Source organism: Burkholderia sp. LK4, from assembly GCF_001043615.1.
Classification (GTDB): domain Bacteria; phylum Pseudomonadota; class Gammaproteobacteria; order Burkholderiales; family Burkholderiaceae; genus Burkholderia; species Burkholderia cepacia.
Map to the genome: position 1 here is coordinate 102,930 of NZ_LDUL01000013.1, position 16,034 is coordinate 118,963.

General features: G+C 67.6%; 13 protein-coding genes and 1 pseudogene. 7 read left to right on the forward strand and 7 right to left on the reverse strand.

Going from position 1 to position 16,034, the window contains the following annotated elements:
- Positions 1-30 precede the first annotated feature (30 nt).
- Positions 31-351 carry a hypothetical protein gene (locus VK92_RS08290; RefSeq protein ID WP_048022131.1) on the forward strand — a complete coding sequence of 107 codons (321 nt, stop codon included), beginning with the start codon at positions 31-33 and terminating at the stop codon, positions 349-351.
- Between the two features lie 130 nt (positions 352-481).
- Here the strand turns inward: VK92_RS08290 and VK92_RS08295 are convergent, their stop codons facing one another.
- From VK92_RS08295 to VK92_RS08310, 4 genes are all read right to left on the reverse strand, one after another.
- Complete coding sequence (locus VK92_RS08295; RefSeq protein WP_021160880.1) at positions 482-826, reverse strand: DUF4148 domain-containing protein; 345 nt, start codon at positions 824-826, stop codon at positions 482-484.
- Between the two features lie 200 nt (positions 827-1,026).
- On the reverse strand, positions 1,027-2,439 hold the full coding sequence (gene gndA / locus VK92_RS08300) for an NADP-dependent phosphogluconate dehydrogenase (RefSeq protein WP_021160879.1): 1,413 nt from the start codon (positions 2,437-2,439) through the stop codon (positions 1,027-1,029).
- A 97-nt stretch (positions 2,440-2,536) separates the two neighbouring features.
- Entirely contained in the window at positions 2,537-3,178 is a 642-nt protein-coding gene (locus tag VK92_RS08305) for a DUF938 domain-containing protein (RefSeq protein ID WP_027791097.1), read from the reverse strand.
- The gene (locus tag VK92_RS08310; protein WP_048022133.1) at positions 3,175-4,071 is read right to left on the reverse strand and encodes an NAD-dependent protein deacetylase; all 897 of its coding nucleotides are present in this window, start codon (positions 4,069-4,071) and stop codon (positions 3,175-3,177) included. Before VK92_RS08310 ends, VK92_RS08305 begins: the two co-directional genes overlap by 4 nt.
- Positions 4,072-5,136: 1,065 nt before the next feature.
- Between VK92_RS08310 and VK92_RS08315 the strand changes: the two genes are divergently transcribed.
- On the forward strand, positions 5,137-5,868 hold the full coding sequence (locus VK92_RS08315; RefSeq protein ID WP_048022135.1) for a GNAT family N-acetyltransferase: 732 nt from the start codon (positions 5,137-5,139) through the stop codon (positions 5,866-5,868).
- Positions 5,869-5,889: 21 nt separating this feature from the next.
- Here the strand turns inward: VK92_RS08315 and VK92_RS38905 are convergent, their stop codons facing one another.
- Complete coding sequence (locus VK92_RS38905; RefSeq protein ID WP_165589148.1) at positions 5,890-6,243, reverse strand: lysozyme inhibitor LprI family protein; 354 nt, start codon at positions 6,241-6,243, stop codon at positions 5,890-5,892.
- Between the two features lie 241 nt (positions 6,244-6,484).
- On the opposite strand from VK92_RS38905, the gene VK92_RS08325 reads away from it, so the two are divergent.
- Positions 6,485-7,444 carry an LLM class oxidoreductase gene (locus VK92_RS08325; RefSeq protein WP_048022137.1) on the forward strand — a complete coding sequence of 320 codons (960 nt, stop codon included), beginning with the start codon at positions 6,485-6,487 and terminating at the stop codon, positions 7,442-7,444.
- Positions 7,445-7,729: 285 nt separating this feature from the next.
- The gene (locus VK92_RS08330; RefSeq protein WP_048022139.1) at positions 7,730-10,240 is read left to right on the forward strand and encodes a mechanosensitive ion channel family protein; all 2,511 of its coding nucleotides are present in this window, start codon (positions 7,730-7,732) and stop codon (positions 10,238-10,240) included.
- A 27-nt stretch (positions 10,241-10,267) separates the two neighbouring features.
- Here VK92_RS08330 and VK92_RS08335 read toward each other — a convergent pair whose 3' ends face one another.
- The gene (locus VK92_RS08335; RefSeq protein ID WP_048022141.1) at positions 10,268-11,107 is read right to left on the reverse strand and encodes a CerR family C-terminal domain-containing protein; all 840 of its coding nucleotides are present in this window, start codon (positions 11,105-11,107) and stop codon (positions 10,268-10,270) included.
- A 92-nt stretch (positions 11,108-11,199) separates the two neighbouring features.
- Between VK92_RS08335 and VK92_RS08340 the strand changes: the two genes are divergently transcribed.
- Genes VK92_RS08340 through VK92_RS08350 form a run of 3 tightly spaced genes read left to right on the forward strand, consistent with a single transcriptional unit; the run spans position 11,200 to position 15,410 of the window.
- Positions 11,200-12,345 carry an HlyD family secretion protein gene (locus tag VK92_RS08340; protein WP_048022143.1) on the forward strand — a complete coding sequence of 382 codons (1,146 nt, stop codon included), beginning with the start codon at positions 11,200-11,202 and terminating at the stop codon, positions 12,343-12,345.
- Entirely contained in the window at positions 12,338-13,924 is a 1,587-nt protein-coding gene (locus tag VK92_RS08345; RefSeq protein WP_021160866.1) for an MDR family MFS transporter, read from the forward strand. The genes VK92_RS08340 and VK92_RS08345 overlap by 8 nt, the downstream gene beginning before the upstream one ends.
- A 13-nt stretch (positions 13,925-13,937) precedes the next feature.
- Complete coding sequence (locus VK92_RS08350) at positions 13,938-15,410, forward strand: efflux transporter outer membrane subunit (RefSeq protein WP_048022145.1); 1,473 nt, start codon at positions 13,938-13,940, stop codon at positions 15,408-15,410.
- A gap of 130 nt (positions 15,411-15,540) precedes the next feature.
- Here the strand turns inward: VK92_RS08350 and VK92_RS42815 are convergent.
- Positions 15,541-15,666: pseudogene (locus VK92_RS42815) on the reverse strand (APH(3') family aminoglycoside O-phosphotransferase); the annotation flags it as partial.
- Positions 15,667-16,034 lie beyond the last annotated feature (368 nt).

Sequence of the window (16,034 nt, forward strand, 5' to 3'; positions counted from 1 at the left end):
CGCGACCCAACGACAACGAGGAGCATGACAATGAACAACGCGACGTTTCTTTCCGTGCAGCACAACGCCGACGATTTCTCCGGTTCCAGCGGCCTGGTCGAATTGCTCAACCGGCACCTGCTGTTCGCGACCGACGTCGCCGAGGCGGCCGATGCGCTCGTCCAGCTGGCGAGCGTCGCGCACATGACCGGCGCCACGCGCCACAGCGTCGAGCTGCCGGTCCTCGCGATCGAGCGGCTGCGCGACGCGCTCGACACGCTGAGCGGCTACGACGAAACGTGGCTGCAGGTGCTGGAACCGGCGGAAGCGCTGTTCCGGGATATCGGGCGCGGCAGGCGCCCGCTGCACTGAACCGACGGTCGGCGCGATACGCGCGCCACCAATGAAAACAGCCCGTCGTTCCGCTATCCGGAACGACGGGCTGTTCGTACTTCAGGGGACGGATCGGGCCGCCAACGCGGCCGCACCGACCGAACCCGCATTAACGACCCTTGTAGATCGGCGCGTCGTCAGCGATGCGCTTGACTTGCCAGCCGGTCTTGGCCTTGGCCGGTGCGCCGGATTCTTGTGCGGCAGCCGGTTGTGCGCCATAGCCGGTCGTGTCGGCAGCGGCAACGTTCTGTTGCGGGTTCAGGCGGGCTTCAGCGGCCTGAATGCTTTCCGGGTAGTTCGTACGGTCGCTGCCCAGCTTGTAGCCGGCCTGCTGGACGGCGACCAGGTCGGCCTTCACCTGTGCACGGGTGACGGGCGCATTCTGTTGGGCGAACGAGACGGCGGGAACGGCGAGAACGGCAGCTGCGGCGAACGTTGCGATCAGCGATTTCATGATTACCTCCGGGATTTTTTTGCTCCGCCGCACACACCATGTCTGCAGCGATGGAACAGAGTTTAGTCCCGGGAACACCTAGGGAAAACCATGAAAGAACGAAAACACTGTTTCCCCGGAGCCAACAATGCCTGCATCCGGGATAGAAAAACCCTATTCAAAGAATAGATTTTCGCAACAATGCCGCCCCCGCCAGCCGGTCAGGACCAGTTCGCGTGGAAGCTGCCCGGCTTGTCGGTGCGCTCGAACGTGTGCGCGCCGAAGAAGTCTCGCTGCGCCTGCACGAGGTTTGCCGGCAGCCGCTCCGAACGATAGCTGTCGAAGTACGCGACGGCCGACGCGAACGCCGGTACCGGCACGCCTGCCTTCACCGCGGCCACCACGACGTCGCGCAGCGACGCCTGGTAATTCGCGGCGATGTCCTTGAAGTACGGATCGAGCAGCAGGTTCGCGAGCGCCGGATCCTTCGCGTACGCGTCCGTGATCTTCTGCAGGAAGCGCGCGCGGATGATGCAGCCCGCGCGGAAGATCTTCGCGATCGTCCCGAGATCGAGGTTCCAGCCGTATTCTTCGGATGCCGTGCGCAGTTGCGCGAAGCCCTGCGCGTACGAGATCACCTTGCTCAGGTAAAGCGCGCGGCGCACCGCTTCGACGAACGCGGCGCGATCGCCGTCGAACGGCGCGGCGGCCGGGCCCGACAGGATCTTGCTGGCCGCGACACGCTCGGTCTTCAGCGACGACAGCACGCGCGCGAACACCGACTCGGTAATGAGCGGCAGCGGCACGCCGAGATCCAGCGCGTTCTGGCTCGTCCACTTGCCGGTGCCCTTCTGCGCGGCGCGATCGAGGATCACGTCGACGAGGTGCTTGCCGGTCTCTTCGTCCTTCTTGCCGAAGATCTTCGACGTGATCTCGATCAGGTAGCTGTCGAGTTCGCCCTGGTTCCATTCGGTGTACACCGCGCCGAGTTCGTCGTTGGTCAGGCCAGCGACGTCCTTCAGCACCGAGTAGCTTTCGGCGATCAGCTGCATGTCGCCGTATTCGATGCCGTTGTGGACCATCTTCACGTAGTGGCCCGCACCGTCCGGGCCCATGTACGCGACGCACGGCTCGCCGTCCGACGGCGCCTTCGCGGCGATCTGCTTGAGGATCGGCTCGACGAGGTCGTACGCGTCACGCTGGCCGCCAGGCATGATCGACGGGCCGCGCAGCGCGCCCTCTTCGCCGCCCGACACGCCGGTGCCGATGAAGTGCAGGCCCGATTGCGCGAGTTCCTGGTTGCGGCGGATCGTGTCGGTGAAATGCGTGTTGCCGCCGTCGATCAGCACATCGCCCTTCTCGAGCAGCGGCTTGAGCGATGCGATCGTCGCATCGGTCGCTTCGCCGGCCTTCACCATCATCAGGATCCGGCGCGGCGTTTCGAGCGACGCGACGAATTCCTCGAGCGTATAGGTCGGCACCAGGTTGCGGCCGGGGAATTCGGCGATCAGTTCGTCGGTTTTCTCGCGGCTGCGGTTGTACACAGACACCGCGTAACCGCGGCTCTCGATATTGAGTGCGAGATTGCGGCCCATCACCGCGAGCCCGATCACACCGATTGCTTGTTTGCCCATTAGTCAATTCTCCGGAAAAAACGGGGCGCGACCCGAACCGGGTCGCGCGCACAGGCGAAAGGATAGTGGAAACCCGGCGGCGATGCGCGCTTGCGTGTCACTGCTCCGCGTGCGGCAGCCGCCGGAACACGACACTCAGGTTGTTCGCCGGCATCTCGACCACCTCGATGCAGTCGAGCCCGCGATCGAGGCCGAGCGCGACGACGGTTTCGAGATCGCGCACGCCCCACGACGGGTCGCGGCTGCGCAGTTGCAGGTCGAATGCCTCGTTCGACGGCGCCGTGTGCCGGCCCTCGCGGCGATACGGCCCGTACAGGAACAGCACGCCGCCCGGCCGCAGCAGGCGCGACGCGCCCGCGAACAGCGCGTCGGTGCAGGCCCAGGGCGAGATGTGGATCATGTTGATGCAGACGATCGCGTCGAGCGCGTCGACCGGCCACGACGCGTCGCGCACGTCGAACGCCAGCGGCCCGGCCACGTTCGCGAGGCCCGCATGGGCAACCCACGCGGCGATCGAGCGGCGCGCCTGCGCATCGGGATCGCTCGGTTGCCAGTGCAGGCCCGGCAGCGCCTGTGCGAAGTGGACGACGTGCTGGCCCGTGCCGCTCGCGATTTCGAGCACGCGGCCGCTCGCCGGCAACACGCGGCGCAAGACGTCGAGGATCGGCCCGCGATTGCGTTCGGCTGCCGGCGCCGACAGCCGCGCGGACGGATCGGGCGAAGCGGTCGGATCGGTCACGATGCGTGCTCCGGTGCGTGGCCCGCGAGGCCCAGCCGCGCGGTGAGCGCGTCGAGCGCGGGTGCGCAGCGCGCCTCGACCTTCAGCGTCAGGATCGGATCGGCGCGCGTATGGCCGAGATTGAGCGCGGCGACCGGCTTGTGCTGCGCCTGCGCCCACACGCAGAAACGGTAGCCGGAATACACCATCAGCGACGAGCCGACGACGAGCAGCGCATCGGCCGCATCGAGTGCCTGCGACGCGAGCGCCACGCGCTCGCGCGGCACGTTTTCGCCGAAGAACACGACCGCCGGCTTCAGCAGCCCGCCGCACGCGGGGCACGCCGGGATGCGGAACGTGTCGAGCGCCGCCCATTCGAGATGCGCGTCGCCGTCTGCGGCAGGCTCGGCCTGCGCGCCCAGCAGCTCGGGATTGTCGGCCTCGAGCATGACCTGGATCGTCGCGCGCGCATGATGCGCGCCGCAGTCGAGACACGTGACGCCGTCGATGCCGCCGTGCAGCTCGATCACGTCGCCGCTGCCCGCGCGCTGGTGCAGGCCGTCGACGTTCTGCGTGACGAGACGCTCGATCCGCCCCGCGCCGCCGAGCCGCGCGAGCGCGACGTGCGATCCGTTCGGCCGCGCGCGGCCGACGACGGGCCAGCCGATCATGCTGCGCGCCCAGTAACGCCGCCGCGCGGCATCGGAGCCGAGGAATTCATGGAGCTGAATCGGCGGCGAGCGCATCCACTGGCCGTTGCGGTCGCGATAGCCGGGAATGCCGGAGTCGGTGCTGATGCCCGCGCCGGTCAGTACCAGCAGGCGCGGATGACGTTCGACGAACGTCTGCAGCGCATCGAGTGCGGCCGGATCGATGCCGGCGGTTGAGGGGTCGTGCAGGGCTGTGTCGTTCATGTTGGCAACGCGTGATCGGGCGCGCCGGCAAGCCGTGCGCCCGCACGGGCAGCCAGGCACGCCAGCACATGATACAGAACGCCGCGCGATCGGGCCGATGGCCCGCGTCGCAAACCGGCGCACAAAAAAAGACGCCCATCAGCCACTCGGCGATGGGCGCTTCAACAATTGATCCATCGGGGTAGTGGATCAACTGACAGCACAATTTCGCGGCGCCCGCCATGCCGCGGCCGGCGAACGCTTCCCCTGGACTGCATGTATTCCGCGGTGCCGGACACATCGACGCGCGGCCGGCTTTCGGGTGCGATCCGGTGCGATCCGGTTCGGGCCCGTCGCGCCGGCGCGATACACGGCGCACGAACGCCCGCGCCGCGCGACGACTCGCGTTGCGCGCGCCAGCATGACGATCCGGGTTCCGGGCCGGGCCATCCACGGCTGGTCGAAGTTCGTCCCCGACGGCCGACCGGCACCAGTCGGCCTCGTGCGTCACACCTGCACGTCGTCGTTCAGAACAAACCCGATTGCTCGGATGGAACGGAAAGCCGCGCGCTCACGTCGCCTCGATCAACGGCGAAGCGAGTACCCAGGCAGGTCGGCGATTCATGTTTGCAACACGACATGTTGCGATTCGGTCTGTTTTCATTCTCTTGTCCCCGTCTCCGATACGTCCGACCCACTGAAGCGATCGCCGGACCGACTGCGTCCGCGACCGCGCTCACGGCCCGTACAGATATGCAAGGAGCGCACCATGCTTCACGCCGCAAGGCCGCGCGGGCCACAGCGGGGCCATCGCGGCGAATCGCGCACCGGCAAGCAGCGCGAACGTTTCGAAACTGAAACGCGTGCCGGATCGGCGACCCTCGGCCGGGCATGCCGCGATGTCGTCATGCCGTCATGCCGCGCCGGCACGTCCCGCATCGATGTCGCGTCGTTGCATCTGCGCGCGACTGCCGACCGGCTTACAATCGCCCCACAGTGCCGCATACGCACGAACGGACGCGCGGGCCCACCCCGGCCTGCTTCGCGCAACTCGCCGCCACCTGACGGGAGCCCCCTGCCCGACCTATGCCTGACTCACACGACTGGCTGGATATCGACTACCGGACGCTGTTCCGGCTGCATCCGGATCGCCGGATCGAACGGGAGAACGATCCCGACTGCTCGCCCGGGCCCCGCTTCTGGCTCGGCAGATGCGCGGAACGCAACCTGGCGGGCGTACGCGCCGACGTGCCCTTTCCTGTCGCAGAAGAACTGGCGCGGCTGGCCGACAGCGAAACGCCGTCGGCGGACTTCACCCAGCCCGCGCATCTCGAACGCTATCTGGCGCTGCTCGCCCCCGTTCTGAACTGGAACATCGGCCTCGTCTACGCGCTGCCGCACGCACTCGGTTTCGACACCGACGCACACGTCGAGCTGATCGACGGCGACAGCGACGCGGACCGGCATCTGCTGCACGCACTGTCGACGCGCGGGATGCCCGAAGGCCTGTTCTCGATGGGGTTTAAAGGCGCCGCCGATCTGTGGGCGCCGTGGTGCGCGGCCGTCGTCGACGGAGAAGTCGCATCGGTCGCATTCGCCGCGCGACTGTCCGAAGTCGGTGCCGAACTCGGTCTCGCGACGGCCCCTGCGTTCCGGGGGCGCGGCCTCGCGGCAGCCGTGACCGCCGCGTGGTCGCGGCTGCCGTCGCTTCGAACCCGCACGCTGTTCTACAGCACCGACAGCGACAACCGCGCGTCACAGCGCGTGGCGTCGCGCCTCGGCCTCACGCTGTGCGGCACGACGCTGCGGGTGGCATAACGCGGGGGCCGGCGCGACACCTCAACGAAAGGCCTCGATGACCTTGACGCGACGTTCGGTTTCGCCGACGAAGCAACTGTCAACCTCCACGAGTCCGAGCGTACCGCCTGCATCGGGCTGCCGCGATTCGGCGCAGGCGGCATCCCGCGTCTTTAGCCAGCGGCGCTCGTCGTCGCGCAACCGCGCCTTGCCCTGTGCATCCAGGCTCGCCATCTTCGTCTTGTAGACGGCATTCAACCGTCGGTCGGCCTCGTCGTATTTCAGCCGCAGGCAATTGCGGATGTCGGCCGTGTAGCCCGTTTCCTCGGCGGTCTTGCAGATAGCGGTGCGCTGCGCATCGTCCGCGCGCGCGTCGAACGCAACCGTGAAAAACATCGCGCTCGCCGCCAGACCGATCGCCGCGTGTTGAAGCGTATTCATCCGGATTCGCCGTTCCCAATGATCGAAAGCACCGATTATGCCCGGCGTGCCGCCCGCATGGCTCCTGTTGCCTCGACGTCACCGCTCACGCCCGATCGGGCGCTGCGCATGCCGTGCCGCGCAGCCGGCGCGCAAACACGCTAGCATTCGGACACGCAACGTCGCGCCCGCTTTGCCCCGCCTCCAAGGACCCGACATGACCACGCCCGCCCCTGCCCGCCCCGACGTCGCGCATCGCGTCTTTTCGGCCGGGCAGCTGTCGATCGGCCTCACGTTGCCGCTGCTTCGCACCGGCCATGTCGTCGCCGACTTCGACGAGCAACTCGAACTCGCGGCGCTGGCCGACACGCTCGGCTTTCGCGCGCTGTGGATTCGCGACGTGCCGCTGAACAGCGCCGACTATCCCGACCCGGTCGGCCACCTCGACCCGTGGGTCCTGCTCGGCGCACTGGCGTCACGCACGCGCCGGATTGCACTCGCCAGCGGCGCGATCGTGCTGCCGCTGCGCCATCCGCTGCATATCGCGAAAGGCGCGCTGTCGGTCGCGACGCTGTCGGGCGGACGCTTCATCCTCGGGCTCGGCTCCGGCGACCGGCCGCCCGAATATGCGGCGTTCGGTGTCGACGCGGAAACGCGCCGCGACCGGTACCGCGCGCACTGGGACGTCGTCGCGGCCGCGCTCGGCGTGCCATCGCGCGTGCTGCCCGACGAGGCGCCGCCCGATGCGCCCGACTTCACGCTGCTGCCTCGCGGCGCCGACGCGGTGCCGATGCTGGCGGTCGGCTCGGGCGGGCAAAGCGTCGACTGGATCGCGCGTCACTCGATCGGCTGGATGACGTATCACCGCGATCCGGACACGCAACGCGCACGCTATTCGATGTGGCGCGCGGCGGTTGAAAGGCTCGCGTCGCCGGCCTTTCGCGCGTTCGGCGTGTCGATGCGCGTCGACCTCGTCGCGGATCCCGATGCGCCGGCCATCGCATTGCCGCTCGGTTATGCAACCGGACGCCGCGCATTGATCGACATCCTGCGGAACATGCGCGCGGCAGGCACGCATCACGTCACGCTGAATCCGGGCTCCGACCGGCCCGTGCGCGACGTCATCGAAGAAATCGCGGAACACGTCCTGCCGGTTTTTCACGACGGGGAAGCGTGATTTGGCAGGATTCCGGATGAATTCGGCGCGACGCGCGCGGCGCTCGCCGTTGCCTGCAAGCGGGCATTACGCGCGCCTTACACGCCGGCAATCGAGTCGCCTCACCTTCCCTGCGTCAGCCACATGACTGCGGAAACGCGCCGCGAACGGCCGTGCCGCGTCGTGCATGCCCGATTCGAATGATCGTCGACGGAACTATTCGGTTCCGGGCGCGATCATGTTAACTTCCCGTCCATCGTTCAGCCCGGCGGGCCGCGCGCCGATGCGCGCCCGCATGCCCACTCCATGCGACATATCCTCCTCGGCTGGCTGCTTGCCACCGTCGTCACGGCCGCTCACGCGGCCGCTCCCGCCCCGGCCGCCGCGTCGGCCGCTTCCGGCACCGCGCCCGCGCTGACGCCGCAACAGGCTCGGCAGGCACTCGACGTGCTCGAAAATCCCCGCGATCGTGCGCAGGTCGAAACGACGCTGCGTGCGATCGCGGCCGTCGGCGCGCTGAGCGCACCCGCGGTCGTTGCAAGCAATGCGGCGGCGGCCAGCGGCGCATCGGCTGCCGCGGCCCCGGGCGCGCTCACGTCGAACGGGCTCGCGTCGATGCTCGTCCGGCAGGGATCGCGCTGGGCCACCGAAATCGGCGGCGCGCTGAAGGAGTCGCTGCACTCACTGCTCGATGTCGGCTCGGTCGGAAGCTGGTGGCATGACAGGCTGGTGCGAGCCGACGAGCGCGCGGATCTCGCGCACGCGTTCTGGATCATCGTCGCCGTGCTCGTGCCCGCGCTCTTCGTCGAATGGTTGGCAAAGCGGCTGTTGCGACGCGCGCTGGCCGCGGTGGCCGCACGGCGTGCCGACACGTCGCGCCGCACCGCGCCGGACTCCGCCACGCCCGATGACGACGACGCACCGCCGGACACCCCCGCCAAACCCGACGCCGCCGATCCCGCCGATCCCGCCGATCCCGCCAATGCACCCGACACCGCCCCCGCGTCGTCACCAGGCCGAGGCCACGCGCGCCGCCACACCACGCTGCTGCACCGGATGCCGCGCGCGCTCGTCAGCCTTGCGTTGCGGGCCGTGCCGCTGCTCGTGTTCGTCGGTGTCGCGAGCCTGACGATGTCCGCGATCGGAGAGACGGGCACTCCGATCGAATCCGCGCTCGAAGCGCTGATCGACATCTACGTGATCTGCCGGCTCGTCACGATCGTCAGCCGGCTGTTCTTCCAGCCCGATGCGCGGCAATTGCGGTTGCTGCACATCAGCGATGCGTGGGCCGATTTCGCGCAACGCTCGATCGCGCGGATCGTGATCGTGGTCGGCGCCTGCACGGCCGCTGTCGAGATCGCCGCGAGCTTCGGGCTCAGCGAGGCCGGTCATGTCGCCCTGCTGAAAGCCGTCGCGCTCGTCGGGCACCTGATGGTGTCGGCGCTGATCCTGCGGTGCCGCCAGCCGGTCGCCGCGCGGATTCGCGCGGCCGGCGACGACCGTGCGTCCTTCGAGATGGTCGCGAATGCGCTCGCGGACGCGTGGGCCCCCGTGTCGGTATTCATCGTGATGGCGCTGTGGTTCGTGTGGGCGCTCGACGTCCACAACGGCTATCGCGTGCTGATCACGCTCGGCGGTCGCTCGATCGCCGTGATGATCGGCATGCGGATGGTCTCGATCGTCGTGTTCGGCGCGCTCGCGCGGCTGTTCCAGGGCCGGGACGAAGACCGCACGCTCGTCCACCTGCACGCGTACCGCTACTACCCGCTGCTGCGCCAGATCGTGTCGGGCGCGATCGGCATCGTGACCGTCGTGTTGCTGCTGCAGATCTGGGGCGTGCCGATCTTCCGCGCGTTCGAAACCGGCACCATCGGCCACCGCCTCGCGTCGGCGCTGGTGACGATCGCGATCGCGGCCATCGTCGCGCTCCTCGTGTGGGAAGCCGCGAACATCGCGATCGAGCGCCGCCTTCAACGGTGGACGCGCGAAGGCAATCTCGTGCGCGCGGCGCGACTGCGCACGCTGCTGCCGATGTTGCGCTCGCTGCTGTTCGTGATGATCGCGCTCGTCGTCGTGCTGACGGGCCTCAGCCAGCTCGGTGTGAACGTCGGCCCGCTGCTTGCCGGCGCGAGCATCTTCGGTGTCGCGCTCGGCTTCGGTTCGCAGAAGCTCGTGCAGGATTTCATCACCGGGATCTTCCTGCTGATGGAAAACGCGATGCAGGTCGGCGACTGGGTCACGCTCGCCGGCGTGTCGGGTACGGTCGAGTACCTGTCGATCCGCACCGTGCGGCTGCGCGCGGGCGACGGGTCGCTGTACACGATCCCGTTCAGCTCCGTGACGACCGTCAACAACACGAATCGCGGGCTCGGCAACGCCGCAGTCAAGATCAGTATTGCCTACGGCGAGGATATCGATCGCGCGATCGCGACCCTGAAGGAGATCGGCGCGGCGTTGCGCGACGATCCGAAATACCGCGACGGCATCCTGTCGGACTTCAGCTACTGGGGGATCGACCAGGTCGACGGCGCGGCACTCGCGCTGTCCGGACAGATGCAATGCACGGACGCGACGCGCTGGAGCGTGCAGCGTGAATTCAACCGGCGGATCGCGGAGACGTTCCGCGAACGCGACATCCGGATCGCCAATCCGCAGCGCAGCGTCGTCGCCTATGCGGACGGATCGCGGCCTGTCGTCGAAGGCCAAAACGGCGGCAATGGCGACAATGGCGGCGACGGTGACAACAGCGGCAACGGCCATGCTGCAGAACCGGCCCGGCCGCCGTCGCCCGCCGAACCGGGGCGCAAGCCGGGTTGACCGGCCTGGGGCGATGCCGCCCTGCGCTCAACGCGAGGCGGGCTTGTTCACGCGCCGCGCGCTTGTCGCGGCGGGCGCCGATGCCCCCGCCTTCGCCTTGGCCGCACGTTTCGCCGCCGCGCCCTGCCCGCGCTTCGCGCCGGCTTCCGGATCGGCAGCCGATACGTCGCGCTGCGCATGCCATTGCTCGAGCAGCACGCGTGTCTGGTCGGCGATCGTGTCGATCAGCAATGCCGCGCGCTCGCCCTCGAACGCCTCCCATTCGAGCAACTGCAGCGCCGAACGCTGCGCGATGTGGAACACCGTGATCTGCCCGAACAGGCTCAGCGCGCGCAATCGGGTGACGGGATCGTTGGCCGGCCGGCCCGAGATACGGCCGATCAGTTCGGCGCTCACGTCGTTGAGCGGCTTGCGCATGCGCTTCATCAGGATCTCGCTCGCGCTCGCCGGCTCCTGGCCGCCTTGCTCGCGTGCGAAGAACATCCGCTGGTTCATCGTCTTCGGCGCGGTGAACATCCGGTCCGACAGCGCGCGCAGCAGCCCGATGAACGCGTCGATCAGCACGTCGACGTCCGCGTCCGCATCGAGCATCGCCCTCGCATGGCCGACCGACGGTGCGAACACTTCCCTGCCGTTCTCCGCGATCGCCTCGACGCACGCGCGGTACACGCCCTCCTTGTTCTCGAAGTAATACTGGAGCGCCGGCGCGTTCACGCCGGCCATCGCGGCGATCTCGCGTGTCGATGCACCCGCGAACCCGCGCTCGCCGAACAGTTCGATCGCCGCCTCGATGATCCGCTGGCGCGTTTCGTCGCCGCGGGCGTAGCCGCCCGCCGACGTCCGGCGCAGCTTCTTCGCTTCGTTCATGCCTTCCCCGTCATTCGATCGATCGATATTCTACTTGACACAATTTTATCAACTGGAATAATTCTTCCACTTGGAATAAATTGGACACCGGAATGTCGACGCCGCAAGACCCGCCACAGCAAGCAGATCGTCAGGAAAACGGAACAACACCGCGAAACGGAAGCGGCTCGGGAGGCAAATCCGGAAACGGATCGAAACGGCGCATCCTGCTCGTCGTCGCCGTGCTCGCGGCGATCGGCGGCGCCGTCTGGCTCGGCCGCTGGTGGACGGTCGGCCGTTTCATCGAAAGTACCAACGACGCGTACCTGCAGGCGGACAGCATGACTGCCGCGCCGAAGGTCGCCGGCTACGTGACCGATGTGTACGTCCGCGACAATCAGGCCGTGAAGGCCGGCGATCCGCTCGTGCGACTCGACGTCCGCCAGTACCAGGTTGCACTCGCGCAATCGCTTGCGACCGTAGATGCACGCCGCGCGGATATCGCTCGCGCCGAGGCCGACATCAGCCAGCAGCGTGCGAATCTCGAACAGGCCGACGCGCAGGCGAAGGTGTCGCGGATCAATGCGCAGCACGCCGGCGACGAATACGCGCGTTATGCGCCGCTCGCGGCGACCGGTGCGGAGACGCACGAACGTGTGGCAGACCTGAAGAGCACGCGCGATCAGGCGGTCGCGACGCTCGCCGCGAACAATGCGGCGATCGCGGCCGCACGCACGCAGATCGCGTCGTTCACCGCCCAGCTCCAGCAGGCGCGCGCGCAGCTCGAAGCCGCGCAGGCCAGTGCCGCACAGGCGCAGCTCGACCTCGACAACACGATCGTGCGCAGCACCCTCGCCGGCCGCGTCGGCGATCGCACGGTGCGCGTCGGTCAATACGTGCAGCCCGGCACGCGCCTGCTGACCGTGGTGCCCGTCGATTCGATCTACCTCGTCGCGAACTTCAAGGAGACGCAGATCGGCAACATGCGTATCGGCCAGCCGGTCGAACTGCACGTCGACGCATTGCCGGACGGTGCGCTGTCCGGCGTCGTCGACAGCTTCGCACCCGGCACCGGCGCGCAGTTCGCCCTCCTGCCGCCCGAGAATGCGACCGGCAACTTCACGAAGATCGTCCAGCGCGTGCCGGTGCGCATCCGCCTCGCCGCGAACGCCCGCGCGCAGCGCATGCTGCTGCCGGGGCTGTCGGTGACGGTCGACGTCGATACACGCTCGGCCCGCGACGAGTCGCATCATGGCTGAACCGTCCGCCACGATGCCCGCGCCGCCGCATGAAGGCCGTGCGAGCGTGACCGACTGGATCGCGGTCGCGGCCGGCGCGCTCGGCGCGCTGATGGCGACGCTCGACATCTCGATCACGAATTCCGCGCTGCCGCAGATCCAGGGTGAAATCGGCGCGACCGGCACCGAAGGCACGTGGATCTCGACCGGCTACCTGATGTCGGAGATCGTGATGATCCCGCTCGCCGCGTGGCTCACGCGCGTGTTCGGGCTGCGCAATTTCCTGCTGACGAATTCCGCGCTGTTCATCGCGTTCTCGATGATGTGCGGCTGGTCGCATTCGCTGCCGATGATGATCGCCGGCCGGATCGGCCAGGGCTTCACCGGCGGCGCGCTGATCCCGACCGCGCAGACCATCATCCGCACGCGGCTGCCGCTGTCTCAGTTGCCGGTCGGCATGACGCTGTTCGGCCTGATCGTGCTCCTCGGGCCGCTGTTCGGCCCGGTGCTCGGCGGCTGGCTCGCGGAAAACGTGAACTGGAGCTGGTGCTTTTTCCTGAACCTGCCGGTGTGCGTGCTGTTGATGGGGCTGCTGTGGTTCGGGCTGCCGTCCGACCGTCCGCAATGGAGCACGTTCTTCAACGCCGACTGGCTCGGGATCGCCGGCCTCGCGATCGGGCTGAGCTCGCTCACCGTCGTGCTCGAGGAAGGCCAGCGCGAACGCTGGTTCGAATCGCAGATGATCGTCACGTTGAGCCTGGTGTCGCTCGCCGGGATGATCCTGATCGCGCTGTCGCAACGCTTCGCGAAGCGGCCGATCATGCGGCTGTCGCTGATGCGCAACCCGCGCTATGCGAGCGTGATCGTGATCGTGTCCGCGGTCGGTGCCGGCCTGTACGGCGTGTCCTACCTGCTGCCGCAGTTCCTCGCGATCGTCGCCGGCTACAACGCGGAACAGGCGGGCGCAATCATGCTGCTGTCGGGGCTGCCGGCCTTTCTCGTGATGCCGATCCTGCCGCGCCTGCTCGGCAAGGTCGATTTCCGCATCCTCGTGATCTCCGGGCTGCTGCTGTTCTGCCTGAGCTGCATGCTCGACATCAGCCTGACCGCGCAGAGCGTCGGCCACGACTTCGTCTGGTCGCAACTGATTCGCGGCGTCGCGCAGATGCTCGCGATGATGCCGCTCAACCAGGCATCGATGGCGGCCGTCGCACGCGAAGACTCCGGCGATGCAGCCGGGCTCTACAACATGGCACGCAACCTCGGCGGCTCGATCGGGCTCGCGATCATCGGCACCGTGATCGACCGGCGCACGACCTTCCATACGGCCGCGCTGCGCGAATCGGTGACGGCGAACTCGCTGATCGGGCAGGACCGGCTGTCCGCCTACGCGGCCAACTGGTTCGCACACACCGGCGATCTCGCGTATTCGAACATGCGCGCGCTCGGACAGCTGGCGCAGCAGATCCAGGTCCAGGCCGTCGTGATGACCTATTCCGAAACCTTCTATCTGCTGGGCCTTGCACTGCTCGCCTGCGTGCCGCTCGCGCTGCTGCTGAGAACGCCGCGCGGGCCGCAGCCGATGTCGTCCGGCCACTGAACCGTCTTACGCGATGAAACCCTTCTTCCTGCCCCGCCGCCCCGTGCTCACGCTGTGTACGGCCGCGTGCCTGCTCGCCGGCTGCACGGTCGGCCCCGACTACCGCGGCGCGCCTGCCGCACCGGATGCGCCGATCTTCGTGCGCGCGCCGGCCTCCGGTGTCGACACCGCCGCGCCCGCGCCGAGCGCGTGGTGGCATGCGCTCAACGATCGCCAGCTCGACGACCTCATCACTGCGGCGCTCGCGTACAACCCCGATCTGCACGCTGCGCAGGCACGCTTGCGCGCATCGCGCGCGCAGCTCTCGCAACAGCGCGCGGCGCAGTTGCCGAAATCGTCCGCCACCGTCGCCGCCATCCGCATGCGCGAGCCGGATATCAGCGCGCTCGGTTCGCTGCTGCCGTCGAACGGCTCGAACCAGTCGGGCAGTGCATCGCCGTCGCTGGGCGGCTCGGGTCCGCTGCAGCTCTATTCGGCAGGCTTCGACGCAACCTGGGAAATCGACCTGTTCGGCGGTACGCGCCGGGCGGTCGAAGCCGCGTCCGCGCAAGCGGAAGCCGTCGACGCCGATCTCGCCGACACGCAGGTGTCGATCGCGGCAGAAGTCGCGAACGCGTATGTCGACCTCCGCGACCAGCAGCAGCGGCTTGCGCTGTCGCGACGCACCGCCGAGTTGCAACAGAAGATGCTTGAACTCACGCAGCAGCGCCGCGCGCGCGGCGTCGCGGCCGATGCCGACATCGAACGCCTGACGACACAGGTCGAGAACACGCGAGCCTCGCTGATCCCGCTCGACGCGCAGGTGACGGAATCGCTCGACCGGCTCGCGATCCTGACGGGGCGCGCGCCGGGTGCGCTCGACGCGGCGCTGACGACACCGGCCGCGCCGCTGCCGACGCTGCCCGGCAGCGTCGCGATCGGCGATCCGGCCACGCTGCTGAAGCAGCGCCCCGACATTCGCGCGGCCGAGCGCCGGCTCGCATCGAGCAATGCGCAGATCGGCGAGCATGTCGCCGACTACTTCCCGAAGGTGACGCTGCTCGGCGATCTCGGCTTCAGCGCGACGGACCCGGGCCACCTGCTCCGCAAGCAGAACTTCACGTGGGTCGGCGCGCCGTATCTGCAATGGAACATTCTCGACTTCGGGCGCACGCGTGGCGCGGTGCGCGCGGCCGAAGCATCGCGCGACGAAGCGGAAGCGAACTATCAGAAGGCGGTGCTCGGTGCGTTGCAGGATGCCAATACGGCATTGCAGCGCTACGGACACCAGCGCGAGCACGTCGTTGCGCTCACCAGGGTTCAAACCTCCGCCGTGCATTCGCGATCGCTGATGGATGAACGCTATCGCGCGGGCGTCGCATCGATGATCGACCTGCTCGATACGCAGCGCGAAGCGCTTTCCGCGCAACAGAACGTGATTGCCGGGCAGGCCGAACTGATCAAGGACTACGTGTCGGTGCAGAAGAGCCTCGGGCTCGGGTGGTAGACGGGCGCGGGTTGACGGTGAGTCGAGCGGTGCCGTGCGGCCGGGTTTGTCGCGGCTGCAACCGCATCGACCACGGCGACGCGCGGGACAGAAAAACCGTTTCGCGCGCCGCCCGTGACCACCCGATGAATCAGAAAAACTCGTCGAGCAGCCGATAGAAAGAGAAAGCGATCCGGCCCGGATCGGGCTGCCCGATTCCGTACCGGTCGACGAAAGGCGCGACCCATTCACTGCCGAGCTCGGCTTCGATATCTCGCCTCGGCGATTCGAGTCGCGCCTCGAACACGGTCGACGCAGTCGCACCAATTACGCATCGAACCGGAAACGATCGGCGAACCGCATTCAGCATTACTTTCTTCGTTGGCGCCGAATATTACAAATTACTGCCAATATTTTCAAAAACATTGCATTTATTCGCTTTAAATTTGTTTCATATAACCAAAAAAAGTTTGACACCCCGCTTTCGTTCTTGATACCGTCCGATGCAAGCAATCTGACAAATTGCTCACTGCGCAATCGCTTCCGCTCCACGTTTTTTTCGTTTCCGCCGCACCGAAGTGCCAGCCGCCGGCCGTATCGTTCGCGCGCCGGCCATGCGACATCCCGATGCATTTCATTGGACGA

Excerpts from the sequence above, each read along its gene's own strand:
- VK92_RS08295 (WP_021160880.1), bottom strand. The coding sequence starts at position 826 with ATGAAATCGCTGATCGCAACGTTCGCCGCAGCTGCCGTTCTCGCCGTT.
- VK92_RS38905 (WP_165589148.1), bottom strand. The coding sequence starts at position 6,243 with ATGTTTTTCACGGTTGCGTTCGACGCGCGCGCGGACGATGCGCAGCGC.
- VK92_RS08290 (WP_048022131.1), top strand. The coding sequence starts at position 31 with ATGAACAACGCGACGTTTCTTTCCGTGCAGCACAACGCCGACGATTTC.
- VK92_RS08330 (WP_048022139.1), top strand. The coding sequence starts at position 7,730 with ATGCGACATATCCTCCTCGGCTGGCTGCTTGCCACCGTCGTCACGGCC.
- VK92_RS08340 (WP_048022143.1), top strand. The coding sequence starts at position 11,200 with ATGTCGACGCCGCAAGACCCGCCACAGCAAGCAGATCGTCAGGAAAAC.
- VK92_RS08310 (WP_048022133.1), bottom strand. The coding sequence starts at position 4,071 with ATGAACGACACAGCCCTGCACGACCCCTCAACCGCCGGCATCGATCCG.
- VK92_RS08325 (WP_048022137.1), top strand. The coding sequence starts at position 6,485 with ATGACCACGCCCGCCCCTGCCCGCCCCGACGTCGCGCATCGCGTCTTT.
- VK92_RS08345 (WP_021160866.1), top strand. The coding sequence starts at position 12,338 with ATGGCTGAACCGTCCGCCACGATGCCCGCGCCGCCGCATGAAGGCCGT.
- VK92_RS08335 (WP_048022141.1), bottom strand. The coding sequence starts at position 11,107 with ATGAACGAAGCGAAGAAGCTGCGCCGGACGTCGGCGGGCGGCTACGCC.
- gndA (WP_021160879.1), bottom strand. The coding sequence starts at position 2,439 with ATGGGCAAACAAGCAATCGGTGTGATCGGGCTCGCGGTGATGGGCCGC.
- VK92_RS08350 (WP_048022145.1), top strand. The coding sequence starts at position 13,938 with ATGAAACCCTTCTTCCTGCCCCGCCGCCCCGTGCTCACGCTGTGTACG.
- VK92_RS08315 (WP_048022135.1), top strand. The coding sequence starts at position 5,137 with ATGCCTGACTCACACGACTGGCTGGATATCGACTACCGGACGCTGTTC.